Annotated in this window: 24 protein-coding genes and 1 tRNA gene; 20 read left to right on the plus strand and 5 right to left on the minus strand. The window is 67.6% G+C overall.

Annotated features, from left to right (window positions below; genetic code table 11):
• The first annotated feature begins 28 nt into the window (after positions 1-28).
• The 14 genes from ABL312_RS05965 (at position 29) to ABL312_RS06030 (ending at position 14,112) form a co-directional block, all read left to right on the plus strand.
• On the plus strand, positions 29-1,138 hold the full coding sequence (locus ABL312_RS05965) for an enoyl-CoA hydratase/isomerase family protein (protein WP_349360460.1): 1,110 nt from the start codon (positions 29-31) through the stop codon (positions 1,136-1,138).
• A 27-nt stretch (positions 1,139-1,165) separates the two neighbouring features.
• A complete protein-coding gene (locus ABL312_RS05970; protein WP_349360461.1) occupies positions 1,166-1,576 on the plus strand; it encodes a DUF6163 family protein in 411 nt (136 codons plus the stop codon).
• Between the two features lie 99 nt (positions 1,577-1,675).
• A complete protein-coding gene (mmsB, locus tag ABL312_RS05975) occupies positions 1,676-2,572 on the plus strand; it encodes a 3-hydroxyisobutyrate dehydrogenase (protein ID WP_349360462.1) in 897 nt (298 codons plus the stop codon).
• Positions 2,573-2,827: 255 nt separating this feature from the next.
• Positions 2,828-3,340, plus strand: coding sequence for a transcriptional regulator LdtR (gene ldtR, locus ABL312_RS05980; RefSeq protein WP_349360463.1), 513 nt, complete (start codon positions 2,828-2,830; stop codon positions 3,338-3,340).
• A 394-nt stretch (positions 3,341-3,734) separates the two neighbouring features.
• On the plus strand, positions 3,735-5,048 hold the full coding sequence (locus ABL312_RS05985; protein ID WP_374730179.1) for a murein L,D-transpeptidase: 1,314 nt from the start codon (positions 3,735-3,737) through the stop codon (positions 5,046-5,048).
• Between the two features lie 166 nt (positions 5,049-5,214).
• Positions 5,215-5,397 carry a DUF6898 family protein gene (locus tag ABL312_RS05990; protein ID WP_349360465.1) on the plus strand — a complete coding sequence of 61 codons (183 nt, stop codon included), beginning with the start codon at positions 5,215-5,217 and terminating at the stop codon, positions 5,395-5,397.
• A gap of 172 nt (positions 5,398-5,569) precedes the next feature.
• Positions 5,570-6,886 carry a serine hydroxymethyltransferase gene (gene glyA, locus ABL312_RS05995; RefSeq protein ID WP_349360466.1) on the plus strand — a complete coding sequence of 439 codons (1,317 nt, stop codon included), beginning with the start codon at positions 5,570-5,572 and terminating at the stop codon, positions 6,884-6,886.
• Between the two features lie 88 nt (positions 6,887-6,974).
• Positions 6,975-7,475 carry a transcriptional regulator NrdR gene (nrdR, locus tag ABL312_RS06000; RefSeq protein WP_349360467.1) on the plus strand — a complete coding sequence of 167 codons (501 nt, stop codon included), beginning with the start codon at positions 6,975-6,977 and terminating at the stop codon, positions 7,473-7,475.
• 28 nt (positions 7,476-7,503) lie between these two features.
• Complete coding sequence (gene ribD / locus ABL312_RS06005) at positions 7,504-8,613, plus strand: bifunctional diaminohydroxyphosphoribosylaminopyrimidine deaminase/5-amino-6-(5-phosphoribosylamino)uracil reductase RibD (protein WP_374730200.1); 1,110 nt, start codon at positions 7,504-7,506, stop codon at positions 8,611-8,613.
• Between the two features lies 1 nt (position 8,614).
• Entirely contained in the window at positions 8,615-9,217 is a 603-nt protein-coding gene (locus tag ABL312_RS06010; protein ID WP_349360469.1) for a riboflavin synthase, read from the plus strand.
• A gap of 193 nt (positions 9,218-9,410) precedes the next feature.
• Positions 9,411-9,857, plus strand: a complete 447-nt coding sequence (ribH, locus tag ABL312_RS06015; RefSeq protein ID WP_349360470.1) for a 6,7-dimethyl-8-ribityllumazine synthase — start codon at positions 9,411-9,413, stop codon at positions 9,855-9,857.
• Positions 9,858-9,862: 5 nt separating this feature from the next.
• Positions 9,863-10,354 carry a transcription antitermination factor NusB gene (gene nusB / locus ABL312_RS06020; protein WP_349360471.1) on the plus strand — a complete coding sequence of 164 codons (492 nt, stop codon included), beginning with the start codon at positions 9,863-9,865 and terminating at the stop codon, positions 10,352-10,354.
• A 230-nt stretch (positions 10,355-10,584) separates the two neighbouring features.
• The gene (locus ABL312_RS06025) at positions 10,585-11,811 is read left to right on the plus strand and encodes an MFS transporter (RefSeq protein ID WP_349360472.1); all 1,227 of its coding nucleotides are present in this window, start codon (positions 10,585-10,587) and stop codon (positions 11,809-11,811) included.
• Between the two features lie 165 nt (positions 11,812-11,976).
• Positions 11,977-14,112 carry a sodium-translocating pyrophosphatase gene (locus ABL312_RS06030; protein ID WP_349360473.1) on the plus strand — a complete coding sequence of 712 codons (2,136 nt, stop codon included), beginning with the start codon at positions 11,977-11,979 and terminating at the stop codon, positions 14,110-14,112.
• A gap of 221 nt (positions 14,113-14,333) precedes the next feature.
• Here the strand turns inward: ABL312_RS06030 and ABL312_RS06035 are convergent, their stop codons facing one another.
• On the minus strand, positions 14,334-14,771 hold the full coding sequence (locus ABL312_RS06035; protein ID WP_349360475.1) for an outer membrane protein assembly factor BamE: 438 nt from the start codon (positions 14,769-14,771) through the stop codon (positions 14,334-14,336).
• 230 nt (positions 14,772-15,001) lie between these two features.
• Between ABL312_RS06035 and ABL312_RS06040 the strand changes: the two genes are divergently transcribed.
• The 6 genes from ABL312_RS06040 to ABL312_RS06065 all read left to right on the plus strand — a co-directional run bounded on the left by ABL312_RS06040 (position 15,002) and on the right by ABL312_RS06065 (position 19,611).
• Entirely contained in the window at positions 15,002-15,541 is a 540-nt protein-coding gene (locus ABL312_RS06040) for a ubiquinol-cytochrome C chaperone family protein (RefSeq protein ID WP_349360476.1), read from the plus strand.
• Between the two features lie 14 nt (positions 15,542-15,555).
• Complete coding sequence (locus ABL312_RS06045; protein WP_349360477.1) at positions 15,556-16,128, plus strand: DUF177 domain-containing protein; 573 nt, start codon at positions 15,556-15,558, stop codon at positions 16,126-16,128.
• Positions 16,129-16,348: 220 nt separating this feature from the next.
• Positions 16,349-17,410, plus strand: a complete 1,062-nt coding sequence (plsX, locus tag ABL312_RS06050; RefSeq protein WP_349360478.1) for a phosphate acyltransferase PlsX — start codon at positions 16,349-16,351, stop codon at positions 17,408-17,410.
• Positions 17,407-18,384: a beta-ketoacyl-ACP synthase III gene (locus tag ABL312_RS06055; protein ID WP_349360479.1), complete on the plus strand. Its 978-nt coding sequence runs from the start codon at positions 17,407-17,409 to the stop codon at positions 18,382-18,384. Before plsX ends, ABL312_RS06055 begins: the two co-directional genes overlap by 4 nt.
• 144 nt (positions 18,385-18,528) lie before the next feature.
• A complete protein-coding gene (locus ABL312_RS06060) occupies positions 18,529-18,849 on the plus strand; it encodes an integration host factor subunit alpha (RefSeq protein WP_349360480.1) in 321 nt (106 codons plus the stop codon).
• 30 nt (positions 18,850-18,879) lie between these two features.
• Entirely contained in the window at positions 18,880-19,611 is a 732-nt protein-coding gene (locus tag ABL312_RS06065; RefSeq protein WP_349360481.1) for a MerR family transcriptional regulator, read from the plus strand.
• Between the two features lie 448 nt (positions 19,612-20,059).
• On the opposite strand, the gene ABL312_RS06070 is transcribed toward ABL312_RS06065, so the two are convergent.
• From ABL312_RS06070 to ABL312_RS06085, 4 genes are all read right to left on the minus strand, one after another.
• Positions 20,060-20,136, minus strand: a tRNA-Pro gene (locus ABL312_RS06070).
• Positions 20,137-20,177: 41 nt separating this feature from the next.
• Positions 20,178-21,494: an O-antigen ligase family protein gene (locus ABL312_RS06075; RefSeq protein WP_349360482.1), complete on the minus strand. Its 1,317-nt coding sequence runs from the start codon at positions 21,492-21,494 to the stop codon at positions 20,178-20,180.
• Entirely contained in the window at positions 21,491-23,050 is a 1,560-nt protein-coding gene (locus ABL312_RS06080) for an undecaprenyl-phosphate glucose phosphotransferase (RefSeq protein ID WP_349360483.1), read from the minus strand. Before ABL312_RS06080 ends, ABL312_RS06075 begins: the two co-directional genes overlap by 4 nt.
• 18 nt (positions 23,051-23,068) lie before the next feature.
• Positions 23,069-24,307 (minus strand): glycosyltransferase family 4 protein, encoded by a 1,239-nt coding sequence (locus tag ABL312_RS06085; protein WP_349360484.1) that lies wholly within the window; start codon positions 24,305-24,307, stop codon positions 23,069-23,071.
• Between the last annotated feature and the right edge of the window lie 109 nt (positions 24,308-24,416).

The raw sequence follows: 24,416 nt of genomic DNA on the forward strand, positions 1-24,416 counted from the left end.
CGCGCGCACCAGCCGATCGGTCACGCGCATGAGCGAACACGAGAATGAGGGGTCTGGTGAGGTGCCGATGAACGACGCGGAAATCCTGTTTGAGCGCAAGGGGCCTGTGGGCCTGGTGACCCTGAACCGGCCGAAGGCGCTGAACGCGCTGTCGCATGACATGGTCACGGAGTTCATCCGGCAGCTGGACGCCTGGAAGGACGACGACGCTGTGCGTCTCGTCGTGGTGCGCGCGGCCGGCGACCGGGCGTTCTGCGCCGGCGGCGACATTCGCAAGATCTACGAGCAGGGCAAGGCGGGCGACCCCCGCCAGCGCGTCTTCTTCGCCGACGAATACCGGCTGAATGCGGCGATCAAGCGCTTTCCCAAGCCCTACGTGGCGCTGATCGACGGCATCGTCATGGGCGGCGGTGTCGGCGTGTCGGTGCACGGCAGTCACCGGGTGGGCACGGAGCGGACCACATTCGCGATGCCGGAAGTCGGGATCGGCTTCTTTCCCGATGTCGGCGCGACCTACTTTCTGCCCCGCATGCCGCATCACGTCGGCACGATGGCGGCGCTGACGGCCGGGCGGCTCAAGCAGGCCGACGCCCTGTGGGCCGGCGTGCTGACCCATGCGGTGCGCGCCGAGGACCTCGACGCGCTGACCGACGCGCTGATCGAGACCGGCGATCCCGACGCCGCCCTTGCCCGCTTCGCCCGCACCGCGGACGACCTGGAGCCGGGCGAGGCACCGCTCGCCGCCCGGGCCGGGCAGGTCGCGGATGTCTTCGGCAGGGACTCCGTGTCCGATATTCTCGCCGCGCTGGATGCAATGGCTGCGGGGGACGACGCGGAGGCCGCCGCCTGGGCGGCGAAGACGGCCGAGACCATGCGCGGCAAGTCGCCGACCAGCGTGCTCGTCGCCTTCGCGCAGATGCGGCGCGGCGTGGATCTCGACTTCGGCGCCTGCATGCGGCTGGAGTATCGCATCGTCAGCCACATCCTGAAGGGGCATGACTTCTACGAGGGCGTGCGCGCGGTGATCGTCGACAAGGACAACGCGCCGACGTGGTCGCCCTCCCGCTTCGAGGACGTGACGGCGGCGGCGGTCGAGGCGCATTTCGACGCGCTGGAGGACGGCGATCTCGATGTGTGATCGCCCGCACGGCACCCGGAGACACCCATGAACGCGCTCTTGCAGGATTACTGGAACAACCGTCCCGCGTGGTCGGTGATGCTGGTGTGGTATCTGCGCGCCATGGCCGTTCTGCTGATCGGCGGCGGGCTCATCCACTGGGCCCGCATCGTCGGCATGGTGCCGTGGCGTGGCGTGTGGTTCTGGGACATGCCGATCGAATGGCAGGCGGCGACGGTGTTCTTCGCCGTGCTGGATCTGGTGGCGGCGATCGGGCTGTGGCTCACCGTGTCCTGGGGCACGGTGATGTGGCTGACCCGGGCGCTCAGCCAGGTCGTCATGCATACGATGTTTTCGGATGTTTTCGGGCGCCGGCCCTATGAGATCGCGTTCTATCTGCTGACCATCGCGATCTATCTGGTGCTCCTGTATCTCACGGATCGCGAACAGCGCAGCTGACGCGGGTCCGGCACGCGCCTGTCACGGGCGCTCATACCGAAGACCCGGGCGCCGGGGTGGCGTTGCGGGCTCACAAAGGGCAGACGGGGAGACGCTCCTATGGCGACGATCGGTTTTATCGGACTTGGCAACATGGGCGGGCCGATGGCCGCGAACCTGGTGAAGGCCGGGCACACGGTGCATGGGCTCGACCTGTCGGCGGAGGCGCGCGCGCGGCTCGAGGAGGCCGGCGGAAAGGCGGTCGAAAGCCTCGCCGAAGCGGTGTCGCAGGCCGATGTCGTGGTCACCATGCTTCCCGCCGGCACGCATGTGCGCAAGGTCTATTGCGGCGAGGACGGGGTGCTCGCCCACGCCCGGCCGGGCACCTTGATGATCGACAGTTCCACCATCGACGTCGACAGCGCGCGCGCGGTCGCGGCCGCCGCGGACGCGGCCGGCATGAAGATGGTCGATGCGCCGGTGTCGGGCGGCGTCGCGGGTGCGGCCGGCGGCACGCTGACCTTCATGGTCGGCGGACCCGAGGCGGCCTTCGAGGCGGCGAAGCCCTATCTGGACATCATGGGCAAGACGATCGTCCATGCCGGCGGCGCCGGCAACGGCCAGGCGGCGAAGATCTGCAACAACATGATCCTCGGCATTTCGATGATCGCCGTCAGCGAGGCCTTCGTGCTGGCCGAGCGTCTCGGTCTCGATCACCAGAAGCTCTACGACATCTCCTCGACCGCATCCGGCCAGTGCTGGTCGCTGACGAGCTATTGTCCGGTGCCGGGTCCGGTGCCGGCCTCGCCGGCCAATCGGGACTATCAGCCGGGCTTCGCCGCCGGGATGATGCTGAAGGACCTGAAGCTCGCCCAGGAAGCGGCGCACGCGAGCGGCGCGTCGACCCCGCTCGGCGCGGAAGCCACGGCGCTCTACAACCTGTTCTGCAACGCCGGCGAGGACGGCACGGACTTCTCCGGCATCATCCGCTTCCTGCGCGGTGCCCGGGAGGCCTGATCCGCCCGTCCCGACCCACGATTTCCCCTGCCGCGCGCCATGCGGCAGGGGCTGCGCGACCCCGGTTGTTTCATGTAATCGACGGGTAAACGCTGTATTCGTGGTTAACGAATGCCTATTCGTGGCAGGGAAATCAGATTTTTGCGATTCACTTTTGATTTATCGTCCTTTTTAAGCGGATTTTAGAGGCCGGGCGCTAGTGTGATGGTCAAGGTGAGGAAAACCCACCACACACAATACATGAGGCGCAGACAGATGATGACGGCAACCAAGGCGGTCGACACGGCTTTGCAGGCCGAAAGCGACGATGAAATCAAGCCGCTTTACCTTGAGGCACTGACCCTGGTGGAGCGCTTGCATCGGCGGCTTCTCGACGTGATCAAGGATGAATTCGATCGCGAGGGTCGCTCGGACGTGAACAGCGTTCAGGCTCTTCTTCTGTTCAATATCGGCGATGCGGAGCTGACCGCGGGCGAGCTGCGCACGCGCGGCTACTATCTCGGCTCCAACGTCTCCTACAACCTGAAGAAGCTGGTCGATCTCGGCTTCATTCACCATCAGCGCTCGCGCACGGACCGTCGTTCGGTGCGTGTCAGCCTGACGGAGAAGGGCAAGGCCGTGGCCGATACGGTCAACGCGCTCTACGAACGCCACATGCTGTCCGTCGAACAGGTCGGCGAGATCGGCGCGGAGGACTTCAAGAACCTCAACCGGTCGCTGCGTCGGCTGGAGCGGTTCTGGACCGACCAGATCCTCTATCGTCTGTGAGGTCGTCGCGGCGCACCTTTCGGAAAGGCGCGCCGGGGACACGCGCGCCGGGGACACGCGTGACAGGGACACGCGCGACAGGAACGTGGACACACTCGAAATCCGGCATCGGGCCGCCCCGCACGGGCGGCCCGATGGCGTTTGTCCCCCGGGTCTTTCGGCTGATGGGGCTTCCGCTGCGACATGAAGGCGCCATATTGCCGTGTCTTAGAAGACCGCGCATCCGCAAGGCGAGGCGGGCGCCGGTCGCGGTGGCGCGGGGCCGCGCGCGCGCGACAGGTTTTGTTAATCGATGCGCGCTAGATCTTGGTTAACGATGCGTTGTAGGCTGTTGGGTGTGCACGCGAACGCGGGCAGGAGAGTGGCGGAGACGATGGCAGTCGGGAGTGGCACGGTGACGGTTCAAGCGGGCAGGGCAGGCGCCGGACGCAGGCGTCGCGGCGGGTTCACACGCGCCATGGCGTGGGCGTCGTTGCTGGCGCTCGGGTTCGCATTCACGACGCCGGCGCTGGCGCAGAACGCGGCGCTGAAGGCGCTGATCGAGCAGCAGCAGCGCGTCCAGTGGGAAGACCAGTTCGACACCACGATGCCGGCCCTGTCGCTGATCGAATCGACCGCGCCGACCCTGTCGCCCGACACAGCCTCCCATGTGGAATATGCGATCCAGCGCTATTCGGACATCGTCCGGCGCGGCGGCTGGCCGCGCGTGTCGAGCCCGCGCCGGGCCATGCGGCTTGGCACGCGCGACGAGAATGTCGTCACGCTGCGCCGCCGCCTGATGGCCTCCGACGACCTGGAGCAGACGGCGGGCCTGTCCGACACCTTCGATTCCTACGTCGACGCCGCCGTGCGGCGCTTCCAGATCCGTCACGGCCTGACGCCGGACGGGGTCGTGGGGCAGAGCACGCTCGTTGCGATGAACGTGCCGGCGGCGGTGCGGCTGTCGCAGCTCGAGACCAATCTGGTGCGCCTGCGCTCCATGTCGGGCTTTCTGGGCGACCGCTATGTGATGGTGAACATTCCCGCCGCCGAGATCGAGGCGGTGGAGGACGGGCGCGTGCGTTCGCGCCATACGGCCGTGGTCGGCAAGATCGACCGCCAGACGCCGATCCTCAATTCCGCGATCTACGAACTCAACTTCAATCCCTACTGGACGGTGCCGAAGTCGATCATCCGCAAGGATCTGATCCCCAAGATGAACGAGGACCCCCGGTATCTGGAGAAGAACCGGATCCGCATCTTCGACTGGCACGGCAACGAGCTGACCTGGCAGCAGATCGACTGGAGCACCGACGAGGCGACCCAGTTCAAGTTCCGCCAGGAGCCGGGCGACATCAATTCGCTCGGGTCGGTGCGCATCAACTTCCACAATCAGCATCAGGTCTATCTGCACGACACGCCGTCGAAGACGCTGTTCGGCTCCGACTACCGGTTCCATTCCTCGGGCTGCGTGCGCGTGCAGAACGTGCGCGAGCTGATCACCTGGCTGCTGCAGAGCACCACGCCGGACTGGAGCCGGGCGCGGGTGGACCAGACGATCCGCTCCGGCGCGCGCGAGGACGTGCGCCTCAAGACCAAGATCCCCCTCTACATGACCTATGTCACCGCCTGGTCGAACGCCGATGGCGTGGTGCATTTCCGCGACGACATCTACAATCGCGACGGGCTGGCGACGGGCGTGGCCGGGGAAAGCCTCGCCTATCAATAGGCGGCTGGCCCCAAGCGGCCGGCAGCAGGCGACCGGGCGACGAACCGGGCGACGGTCAGTGCGCCCTGTGTCGCAGGCAGGCCAGGGGCCGTCGCCTGCGGGAGCGTGAGGCGCCTGCGCGGCGCGCATTGTTTGGAGGCGACGCGCGGGCGCGGCGCGACGGGACATGGCTGACGGCGAGATCTACTTCGAGTTCAGGCCCCTGGGGCGACAGATCAAGGTGACGGCGATCGACGCCGCCACCGGGGTCGAGGTCGTGGTCATGGGGCCGGTCCAGGCAAGCCAGTCGGACCTTCAGGCCCTTGCCATGCGCAAGCTGCAGCGGCGTCTGGAGACGGATCGCGGCTGATTGCCTCCCGGCCCGCCATGGGCCTTGGTTCGTGTCATGGGCTGTGCTATTTGCGGGGCCCTTGACAGCGACGCATGCCGGTCTCCGGCAGCCGGTCCCGTCCGGCACCGCGCGGCGCGCGCCCCCTGGCGGGGCACTGCTCTTGAGTTCTGGTCAGAAGAGGGGACCTGCGATGTCGATGACCGACCCGACGCTCGACGCGCCGATTTATCCGGATTTCTTCACCCGTTCGCTTGCCGATGCCGATCCGGAAATCAACACGGCGATGACGCGCGAGCTCGCGCGCCAGCGTCACGAGATCGAGCTGATCGCCTCGGAAAACATCGTCTCCCGCGCCGTGCTCGAGGCGCAGGGCTCGATCATGACCAACAAGTACGCGGAAGGCTATCCGGGCCGCCGCTACTATGGCGGCTGCGAGTTCGTCGACATCGCCGAGGATCTGGCGATCGACCGGGCCAAGCAGCTCTTCAACTGCGGCTTCGCCAACGTCCAGCCGAACTCCGGCAGCCAGGCGAACCAGGCGGTCTTCCTCGCGCTGATCAAGCCGGGCGACACGATTCTCGGCATGAGCCTCGATGCCGGCGGCCACCTGACCCATGGTGCGCGGCCGAACCTGTCGGGCAAGTGGTTCAACGCCGTCCAGTACGGTCTCGACACGGCGACCGGCCTGATCGACTACGACGCGCTGGAGGCGCTCGCCCGCGAGCACAAGCCGGCGCTGATCATCGCCGGCGGGTCGGCCTATTCGCGCGAGATCGATTTCGCCCGCTTCCGCAAGGTCGCGGATGAGGTCGGCGCCTACCTGATGGTGGACATGGCGCATTTCTCCGGCCTCGTCGCCGGCGGCGTGCTGCCGAGCCCCTTCCCGCATGCCGATGTGGCGACGTCGACGACGCACAAGACGCTGCGCGGGCCGCGCGGCGGCATCGTGCTCACGGACCGCGAGGACATCGCCAAGAAGATCAATTCCGCGGTGTTTCCGGGGCTGCAGGGCGGTCCGCTGATGCATGTGATCGCCGGCAAGGCGGTGGCCTTCGGCGAGGCGCTGCGTCCGGAGTTCAAGATCTACGCCCGCAACGTTGTGGAAAACGCCAAGGTGCTGGCCGAAACCCTGCGCGAGGGCGGTCTCGACATCGTCTCCGACGGCACCGACACGCATCTGATGCTGGTCGACCTGCGTCCGAAGGATCTGACGGGCAAGGCGGCGGAAGCCTCGCTCGGCCGCGCCAACATCACTTGCAACAAGAACGGCGTTCCCAACGATCCGCAGAAGCCGACGATCACCTCCGGCATTCGCCTCGGCACGCCGGCCGGCACGACCCGCGGCTTCGGTCCGCAGGAGTTCCGCGAGATCGGCACGCTGATCATCGAGGTGCTGGACGGGCTGAAGGCGGCCAACAGCGACGAGGGCAACGCCGCGACCGAGCGGGCCGTGAAGGACAAGGTCGTCGCGCTGACCGACCGTTTCCCGATCTATCCGGGCCTTTGAACATCCGGACCCTGATGCGCCGGCGGACCCTGTGGTTCGCCGGCGCGCCCGACCGGCGCGGTCGCGGCTTGCGGAGACCGACTGACGCATGAAATGTCCCTATTGCGGCTGCGATGAAACGCAGGTGAAGGATTCTCGGCCCACCGAGGACAACACGGCCATCCGGCGCCGTCGGATCTGCACCGCCTGCGGCGGGCGCTTCACGACCTTCGAACGCATCCAGCTGCGCGAGCTCACGGTGCTCAAGCGCAACGGCCGGCGCGTGCCTTTCGACCGGGAAAAGCTCGCCCGCTCGGTGCGCATTGCCACGCGCAAGCGTCCGGTCGAGCCGGAACAGCTCGAGCGGATGATCAGCGGCATTGTGCGGCAGCTGGAAAGTGCTGGCGAAAACGAGGTTCAGGCGAGCGATATCGGCAACCTCGTGATGGAGGGGCTGAAGGTGGTCGACGACGTGGCCTATGTGCGCTTCGCCTCCGTCTACAAGAATTTCCGCGAGGCCAAGGACTTCGAGGCACTGCTCGACGAGATGAGCGGGCCGGAGGGGCCGGTCGTGCAGGTCCGCGAGGAAGACCCCGATCTTGAGCGGTGAGGGGGTCTTGAGCGGCGACGAAGCTTCCATGGACGCGCGCTACATGGCGGCGACGCTCGCGCTGGCGCGCCGGGCGCTCGGTCGCGTGTGGCCCAATCCGGCGGTTGGTGCGCTGATCGTGCAGCCCGGGGCGCACGGGCCGGTGGTGGTCGGGCGCGGCGTCACCCAGCCGCCGGGCGGTCCGCATGCCGAGGTCGTCGCCCTGCGCCAGGCCGGTGCGCGGGCGCAAGGCGCCACCTGCTACGTCACGCTGGAGCCTTGCTCGCACCAGGGGCGCACGGGCCCCTGCGCGGTCGCGCTGGCCGAAGCCGGCATCGCCCGCGTCGTGATTGGTCTGCTCGATCCCAATCCCCGCGTGGCGGGACGCGGCGTCGAGATCCTGCGCGCCCGTGGCGTGGAGGTGGTGACCGGCGTGGCCGGAGCCGACTGCGCGCGCCATCATGCCGGCCATGTCTATCGCCTGCGCGAGGGGCGTCCCCATGTGGTGCTCAAGCTTGCCGTGTCGCGCGACGGTTACATCGGCCGGGAAGGGGCCGGCCAGATCCCCATCACCGGAGAGGATGTGTTCCGCCGCGTGCACCTGCTGCGCGCCGAGTGCGACGGCATTCTCGTCGGCGTCGGCACGGCGATCGCCGACGATCCGATCCTCAACTGCCGCCTGCCGGGCATGGCGAACCGCTCGCCCGTGCGGGTCGTGATGGACACCAACGCGCGGTTGCCACTCGCCTCGCGGCTCGTCACGACGGCGCGCGAGGTGCCCGTGTGGGTGGTCGTGTCCTCCGCCGCGGATGCGGACAGGATCGCCGATCTCACCGCGGCGGGCTGCACGGTGATCCGGCTTGCCACCCCGAAGGACGGGCGCCTCGATCCGCGCGCCGCCTTGCGGGCGCTCGGCCAGCGCGGCCTGACGCGGCTGATGGTGGAAGGCGGTGCGGGGATCGCGCGCGCCATGGTCGACGCGGATCTCGCGGATACAGTCATCGTGTCGCGCGGCGACATGGAGGTCGGCGCCGGAGGTATCCGGCCGCTGGTCGATCGCGGCGTCGAGGTGTTTGAAGATCCCGCGCGGTTTGTCCGCACCGGCTCGTGGCAGGTCGGCCGCGACGCCATGACGAGTTACCGGCGCAAGGAGGCGTGACATGTTCACCGGCATCATCACCGATGTGGGGCGGATCCTTGAGGTCGCGGAGATCCCGGCCGGATTGCGTACGCGCATCGCAACCGCCTACGATCCCGACGGCATCGAAATCGGCGCGTCGATCGCCTGCGACGGCGTGTGCCACACGGTGACCGCCCGGGGCCGCGACGCGTCCGGCGCGTGGTTCGAGATCGAGTCGGCGGCCGAAACGCTGAAGCTCACCACCGTCGGCGGCTGGAAGGCCGGGGCGAGGGTCAACCTTGAGCGCTCCCTGAAGATCGGCGACGAACTGGGCGGGCACATCGTGCAGGGTCACGTCGACGGCACAGCGGAGATCGTGGAGCGCGCCGACCACCCGGACTCGGTCTATTTCCGCTTCAAGGTGCCGGCCGATTGCGCGCCCTTCATCGCCAGGAAGGGCGGTGTCGCGCTGGACGGCACGTCGCTCACGGTGAACGAGGTGGCGGGCGACACGTTTTCCGTCTTCCTCATTCCGCACACGCTGACGGCGACGACATGGGCCGACCGCCGGGTCGGCGACCGCGTCAATCTCGAAGTCGACATGATGGCGCGCTACGCGGCCCGTCTGGCGGAGTATCGTTGAGCAAGCCCACCCGCTAACCACGTCGCGGCGCGCATGGCAGGCGCGCCGCATGCGCACTGGACAAATGCCGTGTGACATGGTTCCTACCGGCACCTTGCGGCGGGGCCACGTGAGCGCGTGTCCCGCGCTCTCACGGACGGTCGAACCGTCCCGCGCGAACCACACGGCGCCCGACATGAATTGGATATCCGATATGGCAGCTCCGAAGATCCTGATCATCGACGCGCGTTTCTACGACGACATTGCCGATGCCCTCCTGTCCGGCGCGATGAAGGTGCTCGACGACAATCGCGCCGACGTCACGCGCGTGTCGGTTCCCGGCGTGCTGGAGATTCCGGGTGCGCTGGCGATGGCGCTCGCGGCCATGGAAAGCGGTACGGACGACTACGACGGCGTGGTCGTGCTCGGCTGCGTCATTCGCGGCGAGACCTCGCATTACGACATCGTCGCCAACGAGTCGGCGCGTGCGATCATGGAACTGGTGATCGATGCCGCCCTGCCGCTCGGCAACGGTATCCTCACGGTGGAGAATCGCGACCAGGCCTGGGCGCGGGCCGACACCGCGCAGAAGAACAAGGGCGGCGCGGCCGCGCAGGCCGCGCTCGACATGATTGCCGTGCGCGACAAATTCGGGATCTGACGACAATGAGCGACCCAAGCCCGGCCGCGCCCGACAGCGGTCCGCGCCCCGCCAACAAGCGCGGAGCCGCGCGACTGGCCGCCGTTCAGGCGCTCTATCAGATGGATGTGGGCGGCGCGGCGCTGTCCGACGTGCTGGCCGAGTTCGAGGCGTTTCGCCTCGGCGCGGAACTCGACGGCGAACAGTATCGCGACGCGGACCCGGCGTGGTTCCGCGACCTGGTGAAAGGCGTCGTCGCCGAACAGCGCCGCCTCGATCCGGTCGTCAATCAGGCGCTGGTGGCCGACTGGCCGCTCAAGCGCATCGACACGACCCTGCGCGCAATCCTGCGCGTCGCCACCTTCGAGCTGCTGCATCGCAAGGATGTGCCGGCGCGCGTCGTCATCAACGAATATATCGACGTCGCCCGCGCCTTCTACGATGGCGACGAGACGCGCATGGTCAACGGCGTTCTGGATCGTCTGGCGCGCGAGCACCGGCCCGAGGATTTCTCCTGAGGAGATGTCCGGCGCGTCATGAAAGACGCGCGCGGGGCTCTCGCGGGTCGTCCCGGTCGAGGCCGGGGCTATTTGCACTTTTGCGAAAATGAGCCTAAACCGGAAGGTGCAAGTCCCGCCTTCGCCGGGGCAGGGTCGGTTGCGCTTGCCGGTGTGGCGACGCGCGCCCGCCGCCCGGTTTCTCCGTTTTGGCTATGCCCGTTGCCGGCTTCGCCCGCCTGGATCCGCTCATGACCGCGACCGTCTCCGCCGAAGAAACGCTGATCGACGACCGCCTCGCCCGGCGCAACGCGGTGCTTCTGGCCTGCGCGCAGGCGCTTGGCGGGGCCTCCGCCTCCATCGTCATCGCCTCGGCGTCGCTGGTCGGGGCCGGGTTGCTGGGCGCGGACAAGTCTCTGGCGACGTTGCCCGTGTCCAGTTTCGTGCTCGGCACCGCGCTCGGCACGCTGCCGGCCGGCGCCATCATGCACAGGTTCGGGCGCCGGGTCGGCTTCGTCGGATCTGCGGCGCTCGGCGTCGTGGCCGGGCTCGCCTCGGCCTATGCGATCTTCGTCGCCAGTTTCGCGCTGTTTTGCTTCGCCGTGATGGCGAGCGGGGCGGTCAGCGCCTTCGTGCAGCAGTATCGCTTCGCCGCGGCCGACACGGCGAGCGACACGTTTCGGCCGAAGGCGATTTCCTTCGTGCTGGCCGGCGGCGTCGCCGCCGGTGTCATCGGGCCGCAGACGGTGATCCTCACCGCCGACTGGTTCGATCCGATCCTCTTCGCCGGCACCTATGTGGCGCAGGCCGGTCTGGCGCTGGTCAGCATGGCGATCCTGGCCTTCCTCTCGATCCCGAGGCCGCCGCGCGGTCCGGTCGCTGAGGGCGCGCGCCGGCCGCTGGGGCGGATCATGGCGCAGCCGCGCTTCATCGTTTCGGCCGCCTGCGCAATCACCTCCTATGCCCTGATGAGCCTGGTGATGACCGCCACGCCGCTCGCAATGATCGCCTGCGGCCTGACCCAGACCGATGCGGCGCATGCGATCCAGTGGCACGTGATCGCCATGTTCGGCCCGAGCTTCTTCACCGGCCATCTGATCGCCCGTTTCGGGCGCGAGCGCATCGTCGCCGTCGGTCTCGCGCTGCTGGCCGGCTGCGCGGTCGTCGCGCTGATGGGCGTCGACGTGGCGAACTTCTGGATCGCCCTGATCCTGCTCGGCGTGGGCTGGAACTTCGGCTTCATCGGCGCGACCGCGATGCTCACCGACGTCTATCGTCCGGCCGAGCGCGCGACCGTCCAATCGGTGAACGACTTCCTGGTGTTCGGCTTCGTGGCGGCGGCCTCCTTTTCCTCCGGCGCGCTGCTGCACGCCTTCGGCTGGGCGACCGTCAACCTGCTGGTGTTCCCCTTCACCGCGCTGTCGATCGGCCTGCTCGTCTGGCTTGTCTGGTTCGAGCGCGAGCGCGCGCCCGTCTGACGCGCAGGCTCTTGCGCCGCGCGGCGGCGGCGGTGACCTCCCCGAAATGACGCGTGTGGCCGAAACTCCGCCTTGACGGCGGGCACAGGACGGCTACCGTCAAACCCGTCGGGCTAAAAGAAGAACAATCACAGGCCCATCTCGCGTCCTTCAACGGGGGGAAGAATGCTCGAACTCACCATCGTCATCGTATGCGGGCTCCTGTCCGTCGCTTATGGCATCTGGGCGATCCAGTCGGTCATGGCGTCGGACGCCGGCAATGAACGCATGCAGGAAATCGCGGGCGCCATCCAGGAAGGCGCACAGGCCTACCTCAACCGACAGTACACGACGATCGCGCTGGTCGGCGTCGTCATCTTCGCCATCGTCGCCTGGCTTCTCGGGCTTCTGGTTGCCATTGGCTTCGCCATCGGCGCGGTGCTGTCCGCGGCGGCCGGCTACATCGGCATGCTGGTCTCGGTGCGTGCCAACGTGCGCACGGCGCAGGCGGCGGCCAACTCGCTCGCCTCGGGACTGGAAATCGCTTTCAAGTCGGGTGCCGTGACAGGCCTTCTGGTGGCGGGTCTCGCTCTGCTCGGCGTGGCCGTCTACTACGCGATCCTGACGCAGAGCCTCGGCTTCGCGCCGCAAAGCCGCACGGTGATCGACGCGCTGGTGGCGCTCGGCTTCGGTGCCTCGCTGATCTCGATCTTCGCCCGTCTGGGCGGCGGCATTTTCACCAAGGGCGCGGACGTCGGCGGCGATCTCGTCGGCAAGGTCGAGGCGGGCATTCCCGAGGACGACCCCCGCAACCCCGCGACCATCGCCGACAACGTGGGCGACAACGTCGGCGACTGCGCCGGCATGGCGGCGGACCTGTTCGAGACCTATGCGGTGACGGTCGTGGCGACCATGGTGCTCGCCTCGATCTTCTTCACGGGCGCCGCGGCGCTCGAACTGATGCTGCTGCCGCTGGTGATCGGCGGGGCCTGCGTGGTCACCTCGATCATCGGCACCTTCTTCGTGAAGCTCGGCTCCAACAACTCGATCATGGGCGCCCTCTACAAGGGCTTCATCGCGACCGCCGTACTCTCGGCCGTGGCGCTGTTCGCCATCGCCTTCTTCTGGCTCGGCTTCTCTACCGAGTACACAACCAGCGGCGGCACCACCTTCACCGGCCGGCATCTCTTCTATTGCGGCGTGATCGGGCTCATCGTCACCGGTCTCATCATCTGGGTCACGGAATATTACACCGGCACCGAATACCGCCCGGTGCGCTCCATCGCCCAGGCCTCGGTGACCGGCCATGGCACCAATGTCATCCAGGGGCTGGCGATCTCGCTGGAGGCCACCGCGCTTCCCGCGATCATCATCATCGCCGGCATCCTGGCGACCTTCAATCTGGCCGGCCTGTTCGGCATCGCCATCGCGGTGACGACGATGCTGGCGCTCGCGGGCATGGTCGTCGCGCTCGACGCCTTCGGCCCGGTGACCGACAACGCCGGCGGCATCGCCGAAATGGCGGGTCTTCCGGCCGAGGTGCGGGTGACGACCGACGCGCTCGATGCCGTCGGCAACACCACCAAGGCGGTCACCAAGGGCTATGCCATCGGCTCCGCCGGGCTGGGCGCGCTGGTGCTCTTCGCCGCCTACACGGAGGATCTCAAGTATTTCGCGGCCAATGCGGCGCCGGGATCCTATTTCGAGGGCGTGAGCGTCGACTTCTCGCTGTCCAATCCGTATGTCGTCGTCGGGCTGCTGTTCGGCGGGTTGCTGCCCTATCTCTTCGGCGGCATCTCGATGACGGCGGTCGGACGCGCGGCCGGGTCTGTCGTGGAGGAGGTGCGCCGGCAGTTCCGCGAGAAGCCCGGCATCATGCAGGGCACGGAGAAACCGGACTATGGCCGTGCCGTCGACATGCTGACGAAGGCGGCGATCCGCGAGATGATCGTGCCGTCGCTGATGCCGGTCTTGTCGCCGATCGTGATCTTCTTCGTGATCACGGCAATCGCCGGCAAGTCGGAGGGCTTCGCGGCACTCGGCGCGATGCTGCTCGGGGTGATCGTCACGGGGCTGTTCGTCGCCGTGTCGATGACGGCCGGCGGCGGCGCCTGGGACAACGCCAAGAAGTCTTTCGAGGACGGGTTCCTCGACAAGGACGGCGTGCGCCACGAAAAGGGCTCGGAAGCGCACAAGGCCTCCGTCACCGGCGACACGGTCGGCGATCCTTACAAGGACACGGCCGGCCCGGCGGTGAACCCGATGATCAAGATCACCAACATCATGGCGCTGCTGCTGCTCGCGGTGCTTGCCCACGGGTGACCGGCCACCCGGTCAGGCCCTTGCGATGCTGACCGGGTTGACGAATGCGAAAAAAAACGCCCGTCGCGCATGCGGCGGGCGTTTTTCGTTTCGCGGGACCGCGGTGCGGGCCGGCGCGCGATCCGCACGAGGCGACGGCAATATGACGACCGCGAGACGCCGGTCGTGGGGGAGGGCGCAAGGGGAAGGGGTGGGAGCCCCGTCCCCTCTGCGCGGGGTGCCTAGAGACCGAGGCTCGGGTTCTGCGCGCCGCGCAGAATCTGCGTCAGGAAGCCGTAGTCCGAGCCGCCGGTGCGCGTCTTGCGGGTCAGGATATCGATGACCTTGCCGTCTTCCAGGCTGTAGTAGCCGGTGTCGCGGACGAAGCCGTCCTCGTCGAAATAGATCGCAACGACCCGCTGCTCGACGATCTCGGGCGCGAAGAAGGCCGTCGTCTCCTTGGTCTGGGAGATGTAATAATAGGCGTCGCCGCTCAGCCGCGAGGTGGTCGAGGGCGAGCCGAGCAGCAGCTCCACCTGCTCGCGCGACGACCCGACCTGGATGTCGCGCACCCGTTCGGTGGGAATGACATGCCCGTGATTGAGCGTGGTCGTGAAGCAACCGCCGAGCGGCAGCGCCAGGACGCCGACCAAGAGTGCACCGCGAAACCAGTTCGTCATCGAAGCCTGTCCTGTTGCTTTCTCACATTGGGCGACCGACATAGGACCCAACCGCGCGGGTGACCCGGGACCCTTCCGCGCGGGCAGCCCGCGCGATCCCGTCCCCCGCGCGACCGTTTTCTCGCGCGAGCGTATTTTCGCGCGACCTTGGCAAAGTCCCTAACCTGCGTTAGGGCACTTGGCAACCTTGGCCCCATCGAGGGCCCATCGCGGCCCCAGCGAGGCGACTTATGGTATTCGATCTGTTCAAGCGGCGCACGCGCCCCGAAGTGATTGCTGCGTACACGCAGATCGTGGCGCAGGCGCGGCAGCCGGGCTTCTATGCCGAGCTGAAAGTGCCCGACACGGTCGACGGCCGGTTCGAGATGATCATGCTGCACATGATCCTCGTGATCGACCGGCTGCGCGGCGCGCCCGATCCGGCTTCGGACTTCTCGCAGGAGCTGTTCGACCTGTTCTTCCAGGACATGGATTCCTCGCTGCGCGAGATGGGTGTGGGCGATCTGTCGGTGCCGAAGAAGGTCAAGAAGATGGCCGAGGCCTTCTACGGTCGCGCCGCTTCCTATTCCGAGGGCCTGCGCGCCGAAGACGAGGCCGAGCTCGGCGCGGCCGTCGACCGCAACGTCTTCGCCGAAACGTCCGAGCCCGTGCTGGCGGGACGAATCGCCGCCTATATCCGCCTGGCCGACGCGCGGCTGCGCGCCCAAACCCCCGAAGACCTCATGACCGGCGCGATCGACTGGCCCGATCCCGTGTCCTCGACCGAATGACGGATGAGCCCTCCATGACGCCTGCTTCCTTTCCCGTGGCGCACCCGTTCGACGTTTCGCGTCTCGGCAACCGGACCGAACGCGTGACGCTGCGCCCCGACGCCGATGCGATCGCGCGGATGATCGCCGCCTATGATCTCGCCGATCTGCGCGATCTCGCCTGCACCTTCGAGATCCGGCCCTATCGCAAGGACGGGGTGGCGGTGCAGGGGCATCTGACCGCCACGGCGATCCAGCCCTGCGTGGTGACGCTGGAGCCGGTCGCCCAGACCATCGACGAACGCTTCGAGCGCCGCTTCGATCCCGGGGCAGAGTCCACGGCCGAGGACGCGGAGATCGAGGTGGACGCCCTCGGCGACGACCCGGCGGACCCGCTGGAGGGACGCGACATCGATCTCGGCGCGATCCTGTGCGAACAGTTCGCGCTGGCGCTGGATCCGTTCCCGCGCGCGCCCGGAGCCGAGGTGCCGCCCGAGCACCGGGCCGATCCGGAGGCGGACGCCGACGCCGAGGCCGGCGCGCGGACGGGGGACCGCTCGCCCTTCGCCGTGCTGGCCGAACTGCGCAAGCGCGAGGACGGTGCGTGAGCCGCCCGCACGTCGCGTTCGCCGGGCAACAGCCGGGGCGGGCCGGAGAAAGGGTTGTTTCGGCGCGACAAACGAGTATGGTCCTGTCGCGTTTCACGGGCGCCCGCCAGGCACCTGGGCGACGGAGCGGCCCTGCGGCCGGGGCGCGGCGCGGACCGTCCGCTTCACCGGAGGTTTTTCCGGCGCCGACACGATTTTGACGGCCTCAAAGACGCGGACAATGGCAGACAAGATCAGAATTTCTCTCGATGCGATGGGCGGGGATTCCGGGCCGGAAGTGGTCGTTCCCGGGGCTGCGCTGGCTCTCGAGCGGCGGCCCGACATCGCGTTTTCCCTCTATGGCAACGAGCAGCGTCTTCGCCCGCTCCTGGACGCCCATCCGCGTCTGCGCGATGCATCCGAGGTGTTCCACTGCGAGGTGGCGGTGGCCATGGACACCAAGCCGAGCCAGGCGCTGCGCCAGGGCCGGTGGAAGTCCAGCATGTGGCGGGCCATCGAGGCGGTGAAGAGCGACACGGCCGATGTGGCGGTCTCGGCCGGAAACACCGGCGCGCTGATGGCCATGTCGAAGTTCTGCCTGCGCACCATGGCCAACATCGAACGCCCGGCGATCGCCGCGATCTGGCCGACGGCGCGCGGCGAATCCATCGTGCTGGACGTCGGCGCGACCATCGGCGCGGATGCCCAGCAACTCATCGACTTCGCGCTGCTCGGCGGGGCGATGGCGCGCGTGCTGTTTTCCATCGAACGCCCCACCGTCGGCCTGCTCAACATCGGCGTGGAGGAGGTGAAGGGCCTGGAGGAGGTGCGCACCGCCGGCCGTCTGCTGCGCGAGGCGAACCTCAAGTCGCTCGACTACGCCGGCTTCGTGGAGGGCGACGACCTGGGCAAGGGGACGGTTGACGTGGTCGTCACCGAAGGCTTCGCCGGCAACATCGCGCTCAAGACGGCGGAAGGCACGGCCAAGCAGATCGGCGGCTATCTGCGCGCGGCGATGAACCGAACCTGGCGCGCGCGCCTCGGCTACCTGCTGGCCCGCGACGCCTTCGACCGGCTGCGCGAGAAGATGGACCCGCGCAAGGTGAACGGCGGCGTCTTCCTCGGCCTGAACGGCATCGTCATCAAGAGCCATGGCGGCACCGACGCGGAAGGTTTTGCATCGGCCGTGGAACTCGCTTACGACATGGCCCGCAACGATCTGATGCACAAGATCGGGCAGGATTTCATGCATTACCACCGCGGCCGCTTCGGGACGCGGGACGGACTGGAAGGTGATCAGTGACCGTGAAGCGTTCCATCGTCCTGGGCACGGGAAGCTATCTTCCCGAGCGCAGACTGACCAACTCCGACCTGGCAGACCTGGTCGACACCTCCGACGAATGGATCGTTCAGCGGACCGGCATCCGGGCCCGGCACATTGCCGCCGAAGGCGAGGTGACCTCGGACCTCGCGGTGCATGCGGCCCGTCGCGCGCTTGAGGCCGCGAAGCTGGAGCCCGCCGACATCGACCTGATCGTGCTGGCGACCGCGACCCCGGACCACACGTTTCCCGCCTCCGCCGTGACCGTGCAGAACAAGCTGGGCCTCACCTCCGGCTTCGCCTTCGACGTTCACGCGGTGTGTTCGGGCTTCGTCTATGCGCTGACCACCGCCGATGCCTATCTGCGCACCGGCATGGCCCGGCGCGCGCTGGTGATCGGCGCGGAAACCTTCTCCCGCATTCTCGACTGGAACGACCGCACGACCTGCGTGCTGTTCGGCGATGGCGCCGGCGCGCTGGTGCTGGAAGCGGCGGAGGGAGACGGCACGCCGGCGGACCGCGGTATCCTCACCTCGCATCTGCGCTCCGACGGCGCCCACAAGGACAAGCTCTACGTGGACGGCGGGCCGTCCTCGACACAGACCGTCGGCCATCTGCGCATGCAGGGGCGCGAGGTGTTCCGCCATGCCGTGTCGATGATCACCGATGTGGTGGAGGATGCCTTCGCGGCGACCGGCACGGACGCCGACAGCCTCGACTGGTTCATCCCGCATCAGGCCAACCGGCGGATCATCGACGCCAGCGCGAAGAAGCTCGGCATCGATCCCGCGAAGGTTGTCGTGACGCTCGAGGACCAGGGCAACACCTCGGCGGCCTCCATCCCGCTGGCGCTGGATGCGGCGGTGCGCGACGGCCGGGTCCAGCGGGGCGATCTGATCATGCTGGAGGCCATGGGCGGCGGCTTCACCTGGGGCGCATCGCTGCTTCGCTGGTGAAGCGGACAAGAGATTGAATGGCGGGGGTTTTTGCGTATGAACCCCGCCGCGCGGTTGACCGGTGCGACACAAGGAAATACGCTTGCGCCACACAAAGGATCTTCCGGCATTCCGTTGGGGCAGCGCCTCGACCAAGGAGGGGCCATGGGCGGCAAGACGATAACACGGGCTGACTTGTGCGAAGCTGTATACCAGAAGGTCGGGCTTTCACGGTCTGAATCGTCTGAGCTGGTCGAGAAGGTGCTCTCCGAAATCTCCGATTGCCTCGTCGAAGGCGAGTCGGTGAAGCTGTCCTCCTTCGGGTCCTTCGTGGTCCGATCGAAGGGGCAGCGCATCGGCCGAAACCCGAAGACCGGCGAGGAAGTGCCGATCCTGCCGCGCCGCGTGATGGTGTTCAAACCGTCCAACGTGCTGAAAAAGAAGATCAACGACAATCTCATTGGAAACGGCGGCGGCGACGATTGATGCCCGCCGTGAGCGACAGCCGGTAATCCTGTGTCGAACGACAAGAGTCCAGACGCCTTTCGCACGATCAGCGAGGTCGCGGAGCTGCTGGATCTGCCGCAGCATGTCCTGCGCTTCTGGGAAACCCGGTTTTCCCAGATCAAGCCGCTGAAGCGCGGCGGCGGACGGCGGTATTACCGTCCCGAGGACATCGACCTCCTGCGCGGCATTCGCCATCTTCTCTATGACGAGGGCTACACGATCAAGGGCGCGCAACGCATCCTGAAGGAGCAGGGCGCGCGCTTCGTCATGCAGGTCTGGCGTGAAGACGGTCTGCCGCTTGCCGCACTCGCGGCCCAGGCGGCGACCGGCGACGCGGCCCCCGTGGGCGCTGCCGCCCCGCAGCGGGCCGAGGCGCCCGCACAGGATGGCCGGTCGCGCGCCGACGCGGCGTCGGCGTCTGTGTCGGCAGCAGAGGCGCAGCCGGCGGCGCGCGCAGCCTCCGGGCATGCCGGGACCGTGCCCGCCCGCGTTCCGGAGCGCCACACGCCGACGATCTCGGCGCCGCCGGACGAGCCTCTTCCGCGCGGCATCCTGCCGGATCATGAGGATGCCGGCGACGCGGCCCAGGCCCGGGTGGGGTTGCGGCTGATGGAACGCCTGCTCGGGGAGCGGGCGGATCCGCCGCCGCAGGGCAACCTGTCGAAGGACGACATCCGCCGCCTGCAGGCCACGCTCTTCGAGCTTCTGGAGTGCAAGCGCATTCTCGATCAGGCGCGCTAGCGGCAGCCGATCACTGTCCGTGGTCCGGCGCTTATGCGCTGCAGGCCCCGCGCGCATGCGCAACCGTTTTACGGCGTATATCGATACACGCATCCCGCACTCTACGCGCGTCGGGTCAGCTCGGCACATGTGCTGGCTGCCGGATGCTGGTCGCCAAAGTCGGGGGACGCATGCGGTCGCGTGGCTCGGGGTGCGCCCGGCATTTCGGCGGCGATTCCTGTAGCCGAGCGACGCGCGACCGGCGAGGGGCCGGTCGTCGCCAACCGTCCATCCGACAAGATGCGACCCGGCGACGGCTCCGGCAGGGGAGAGGGCAATCTTCGCGATGCGGCAAAAAGGATTGGGGAAGATGCGGGGGACGTTTTCGGCCGACAGCGTGGTTCGGCCGACAGTGTGGTTCCGCCGACAGCGTGGTCTGTGACGACGCGAACCCTGTCGGAGAGAAAAATGGTCGGGCAGGCCGGATTTGAACCGACGACCCCTTCACCCCCAGTGAAGTGCGCTACCAGGCTGCGCTACTGCCCGACGTGTCCGCGCGGCCGGGCCGCGAAGCGAACCCGCTCTTCCTAGCCGCTTCGCGAGCCCGGCGCAAGCGGGCGAAACGCGGTCTCCCTCGGGTTTTCCCGTCTCTTCTGGCGTGTGCGCCGTCGCCAGGCCTGCTCCGCCGCGATCAGGCCCCAGGCGAGGCCGTAGAGCAGATACACATGCCGCCAGCGGTCGGTGTCGATGATCACCGACAGGATCATGTGGCCGACCAGCACCGCGAAGACGCATTGCGCCACGCCCTGCCAGGGCCGCGACTGGAACATGAGCGGGAACAGGCTCACGAGCGTCATGCCGACCAGCGTCAGATAGGCGACGCCTCCGAGCCAGCCATAGGTGGTGAACGCCTTTAGATAGGTGTTGTGCTCGTCTTCTGGAAAGAAATTGCGGAACTGCAGCGGGCCGAGCCCGAGCGGACGCTCGAGCACCATCTGGAAGCCGAGGCTGTAGCGCGCGAAGCGGCCGAGGCGGGCGGTGTCGTAGTCCTGCACCAGCTTCGCCCGCTCCAGCAGCATGCCGGAAATCGCGTCCACCGACAGGGCAACCACGATCAGGCCCATGAGCGCGAGAAGGCCGAGCGCGCCGAATCCGAGAAGGCGGGCGCGCGCGCGGCCGCATCGGGTGCACACGAAGGTCACCGTATAGATGCCGAGACCTGCGAAGGCGGTCAGCCCCCAGGCGGCGCGCGAGAAGCTCAGCAGGATGGCGAAGCTCAGGACGCCGAGCACGGCCATCGCCCAGACGCAGTTCCGCAAGGGGCGGGTGAGGACGGCCTGCAGGGCCAGCGCCCAGGGCAGCACCAGGAAGGGACCGAAGACGTTGGGGTCCTCGAAGGTGCCCTTGGCGCGACCGTAGAGCGTGAAGAGTTCACCCGGCAGCAGGCCGAAGTATCCGGCGATACCGATGACGCCGACGATCAGGGCACTGATCGTATAGGCGTGAGAGACGGTGGTGAGCAGCGAGGGGTCGGAGGCGATCACCGCGGCGTAGAAGATCGCGGTGACCGCGAGGAACGCGGTGATCGCGATGTAGAAGACCGCCTCGCTGAAATCGTCCGACATGAGCGTCGCCAGCAGGCCGCCGGCGATGAAGAGCGCGATGAGGGCGATCAGCGGAGCGATCGCGATCGGAAAGCGCGGCCCCGACAGCAGCCAGGTGGCGAGCACCACGACCATGGCGAGTTCGTAGGGCGCGGGTTCCTGCAGCACGAAGCCGCCGAGAAAGACGACGATCCAAAGCGCGCCGGCGATCAGCGTGCGCCGCGTCAGACTGACCCCCGGGCGTGCGGACGCCGGCGCCGGAGCGCCGACGGGAGACAGCCCGGGGTGGAGCGCGCTCAATAGGCGTTCTCCGTCTTGAACAGGGCGAAGGGGGTCAGGACCAGGATCTTCAGATCGAACAGGATCGACCAGTTCTCGATGTAATAGACATCGTATTCGACCCGCTTCTGGATCTTCTCCGGCTTGTCCACTTCGCCGCGCCAACCGTTGATCTGGGCCCAGCCGGTGACGCCGGGCTTGACCTTGTGGCGGGCGAAATAGCCGTCGACGACCTTGTCCCAGAGTTCTTCGTTGGTATGTGCGTTCACCGCATGCGGGCGCGGGCCGACGAGCGACAGATCGCCGCGCAACACGTTGAGGAGCTGGGGCAATTCGTCGATCGAACTGCGCCGGATGAACTTGCCGACGCGGGTCACGCGCGGGTCGTCGCGGGTGACGACGCGCCTGGCCTCGGGATCCGCCATCTCGTGATACATGGAGCGGAACTTGAGGACCTCGATCACCTCGTTGTTGAAGCCGTAGCGTTTCTGGCGAAACAGCACGGGGCCCTTGCTCTCCAGCCGGATGGCGAGCGCGGTGGCCAGCATCACCGGCGACAGCGCGATCAGCGCCAGCGTCGCGAAGATCAGGTCGAAGCCGCGCTTGGCGATGCCGTCCCAGTCGGCCAGCGGCTTCTGAACCACGTCGACGAAGGGCACGGTGCCGATGAAGGACGAGGCGCGGTCGCGAAAGCGCATCTTGTCGGTGTGGGCCGACAGGCGGATGTCGACCGGCAGCACCCAGAGCGTCTTCAGGAAGTCGGCGAGCCGCTTCTCCGCGCGCAGCGGAATGGTGACGATCAGCATGTCGATGCGGGCGATTCGGGCGAACTCCACGAGATCGGCGACGGTGCCGAGCTTCGGGTAGCCGGCCACCACGGCCGGAGAGCGGTCGCCCTTGCGGTCGTCGAACAGGCCGCAGATGCGGATGTCGTTGTCCGGCTGGCTTTCGATCTCGTGAATGAAGTCGGCCGCCGCCTGTCCGCCGCCGACGATCACCGCGCGCCGTTCCAGACGGCCGTCGCGGGTCCAGCGGCGCACCAGCACCGAGGCGACCAGGCGCGCGCTGAGCAGGAACGCAAGACCGAGCGCGTACCAGACGAGCAGCGTGGAACCGTCGACCCCCGGCATGAGCGCGCCGAAGGAGGAAATCATCATCATCGCCGTGAAGACGAGCGTCCACGCGATGGAGACACGCGTCGCCTGCGACAGCGGGCTGCGCATGACCGGGATCTGGTAGCAATCCGCCGCCTGCAGGAAGGCCTGCGAGAGAATCAGGGCGACCGCCAGCGCCGCCAAGGCCGACAGGGCGGGGACGGAGCCGGAGAGACCGGCCAGAAGGCTCACGATGCCGATGCCCAGCACGAGACCGATATCGACCATCCGCACGACACCGGACAGGATCGCCGGGGAGATCACCGATCTGCTCAGGCTTTGCGCGACGCGCAATGCCTGTGGCGACAGGCCCTTGGTCTCGCCGCCCTGGGTGCTGTCGGGCGGCGCGGTCGCGGCGGCATCGTCCGTGATGTCGGCCGGCAGCGCGTCCTTCAGAAGCTGGGCGGAATGGTTGGTGTTCATGAAACCGGTCCTCCCTGCTTATTCTGTGCCGGTGCGCGTCGGCGCTTTGCTGTGAACGAGGACGGCGCCGGCGGTCATCTCGGCGGCCTCCGTCTTGCGGCTGTCCTGCGACTTGCGCTTGCCGCCGCGGGTGTCCTGGTAGAGCGAGGTGATCCGGTCGCTCATCAGCTCGACGTTGAACGTTTCCGACAGGCAGTGGCGCTGCCCCTCCGCCCGCCTGCGCATGGCGTCCGGGTCGGTGAAGGCGGCGGCCATGGCCGAGGCGAGATCGCCGACGTCGTTCGGGGTGACCAGGTGATGGGCGTAGCGCCCGAAGATCTCCGGGATACCGCCGACCCGCGTCGCGATCAGCGGCACCTGCGCGGCAACCGTTTCCAGCACGATGTAGGGCATCGCCTCGGCGCGCGACGGCACGACGACGCAGTGCGTCTTGCGAAACGCCTCGCGCGCGGGGAGGGCGCCGAGGAAGGTGACGCGATCCTGAAGGCCGTAGTCGCGGACCATTTTCTCGTAGCGGGGGCGATCCTCGCCTTCGCCGACGATATGGGCGCGCGGGGCCAGGCCGTAGACGGCGTCGAGATCGCGCAGCGCGCGGATGAAGAGATCCGGCCCCTTGAGATCGCGCAGCATGCCGATGAACAGGAAGTCGGCCGCGTCGTCGTCCTGCGGGACGGCCGCGAACTCTTCCGGAGCGAGGCCGTTGTAGACGACGCGGGCCGGGATCTTCGGCCGCGCGACCTTGGATTCATAGGCCCGATACTCATAGTCGGAGACGAAGACCAGCCCGTCGGTGAAGCGCTGTTGCAGGCGCTCCAGCGCGAAGTAGATCTTGCCTTCGAGGCGGGCGGGGTCGTAGTGCAGGCTGCCGCCATGCGGGCAATAGATGCGGGTGACCTTGCGCCCGCGCAGCCGCAGAAGCGTTCCGATGGTACGCGCGAACACGCCGCCCTTGGCGCCATGCCCGTGCAGCACGTCCGGATCGAGATCCCGGATATGGCGATAGAGCGAAAGCGCCGCCCTGGCGTCGCCGACGGTGACCTGGCGGCGCATCGGAAAGCGCGTCACGCCGAGGGCCAGCTGCGGCGCCAGCCGGGCGATCGCCTCTTCCTCGAAGGACCCGCCCGTGGTCGAGTCGCAGATCACCCCGACCCTGTGTCCGGCACGGGTCTGGGCGAGCGCGAGATCGGCGATGTGACGGAAGATCCCGCCAATCGGCGCACGGACGATATGGATGATGCGCAGCGGGGCGGCGGTCATCGGTAACTCCCTGTATCGACGCATTCGCCCGCCCGACTTGTTGGCGTCGGGTCAGGCGATGAAAACGCTAGCAGGGAGGAATGAGTCTCCGGTTAATTGCCAAGTGTCC

Source organism: Stappia sp., from assembly GCF_040110915.1.
Taxonomy (GTDB): Bacteria; Pseudomonadota; Alphaproteobacteria; order Rhizobiales; family Stappiaceae; genus Stappia.

What these genes read in the sequence shown, in the direction of transcription:
- ABL312_RS06035 (WP_349360475.1), bottom strand. Translation starts at nt 14,771, where the DNA reads ATGACGAACTGGTTTCGCGGTGCACTCTTGGTCGGCGTCCTGGCGCTG.
- ABL312_RS06010 (WP_349360469.1), top strand. Translation starts at nt 8,615, where the DNA reads ATGTTCACCGGCATCATCACCGATGTGGGGCGGATCCTTGAGGTCGCG.
- ABL312_RS05965 (WP_349360460.1), top strand. Translation starts at nt 29, where the DNA reads ATGAGCGAACACGAGAATGAGGGGTCTGGTGAGGTGCCGATGAACGAC.
- ribD (WP_374730200.1), top strand. Translation starts at nt 7,504, where the DNA reads ATGGACGCGCGCTACATGGCGGCGACGCTCGCGCTGGCGCGCCGGGCG.
- ribH (WP_349360470.1), top strand. Translation starts at nt 9,411, where the DNA reads ATGGCAGCTCCGAAGATCCTGATCATCGACGCGCGTTTCTACGACGAC.
- ABL312_RS06085 (WP_349360484.1), bottom strand. Translation starts at nt 24,307, where the DNA reads ATGACCGCCGCCCCGCTGCGCATCATCCATATCGTCCGTGCGCCGATT.
- ABL312_RS06025 (WP_349360472.1), top strand. Translation starts at nt 10,585, where the DNA reads ATGACCGCGACCGTCTCCGCCGAAGAAACGCTGATCGACGACCGCCTC.
- nrdR (WP_349360467.1), top strand. Translation starts at nt 6,975, where the DNA reads ATGAAATGTCCCTATTGCGGCTGCGATGAAACGCAGGTGAAGGATTCT.
- ABL312_RS05990 (WP_349360465.1), top strand. Translation starts at nt 5,215, where the DNA reads ATGGCTGACGGCGAGATCTACTTCGAGTTCAGGCCCCTGGGGCGACAG.
- ABL312_RS06045 (WP_349360477.1), top strand. Translation starts at nt 15,556, where the DNA reads ATGACGCCTGCTTCCTTTCCCGTGGCGCACCCGTTCGACGTTTCGCGT.
- ABL312_RS06040 (WP_349360476.1), top strand. Translation starts at nt 15,002, where the DNA reads ATGGTATTCGATCTGTTCAAGCGGCGCACGCGCCCCGAAGTGATTGCT.
- plsX (WP_349360478.1), top strand. Translation starts at nt 16,349, where the DNA reads ATGGCAGACAAGATCAGAATTTCTCTCGATGCGATGGGCGGGGATTCC.
- glyA (WP_349360466.1), top strand. Translation starts at nt 5,570, where the DNA reads ATGTCGATGACCGACCCGACGCTCGACGCGCCGATTTATCCGGATTTC.
- ABL312_RS05970 (WP_349360461.1), top strand. Translation starts at nt 1,166, where the DNA reads ATGAACGCGCTCTTGCAGGATTACTGGAACAACCGTCCCGCGTGGTCG.
- nusB (WP_349360471.1), top strand. Translation starts at nt 9,863, where the DNA reads ATGAGCGACCCAAGCCCGGCCGCGCCCGACAGCGGTCCGCGCCCCGCC.
- mmsB (WP_349360462.1), top strand. Translation starts at nt 1,676, where the DNA reads ATGGCGACGATCGGTTTTATCGGACTTGGCAACATGGGCGGGCCGATG.
- ABL312_RS06060 (WP_349360480.1), top strand. Translation starts at nt 18,529, where the DNA reads ATGGGCGGCAAGACGATAACACGGGCTGACTTGTGCGAAGCTGTATAC.
- ABL312_RS06080 (WP_349360483.1), bottom strand. Translation starts at nt 23,050, where the DNA reads ATGAACACCAACCATTCCGCCCAGCTTCTGAAGGACGCGCTGCCGGCC.
- ABL312_RS06030 (WP_349360473.1), top strand. Translation starts at nt 11,977, where the DNA reads ATGCTCGAACTCACCATCGTCATCGTATGCGGGCTCCTGTCCGTCGCT.
- ldtR (WP_349360463.1), top strand. Translation starts at nt 2,828, where the DNA reads ATGATGACGGCAACCAAGGCGGTCGACACGGCTTTGCAGGCCGAAAGC.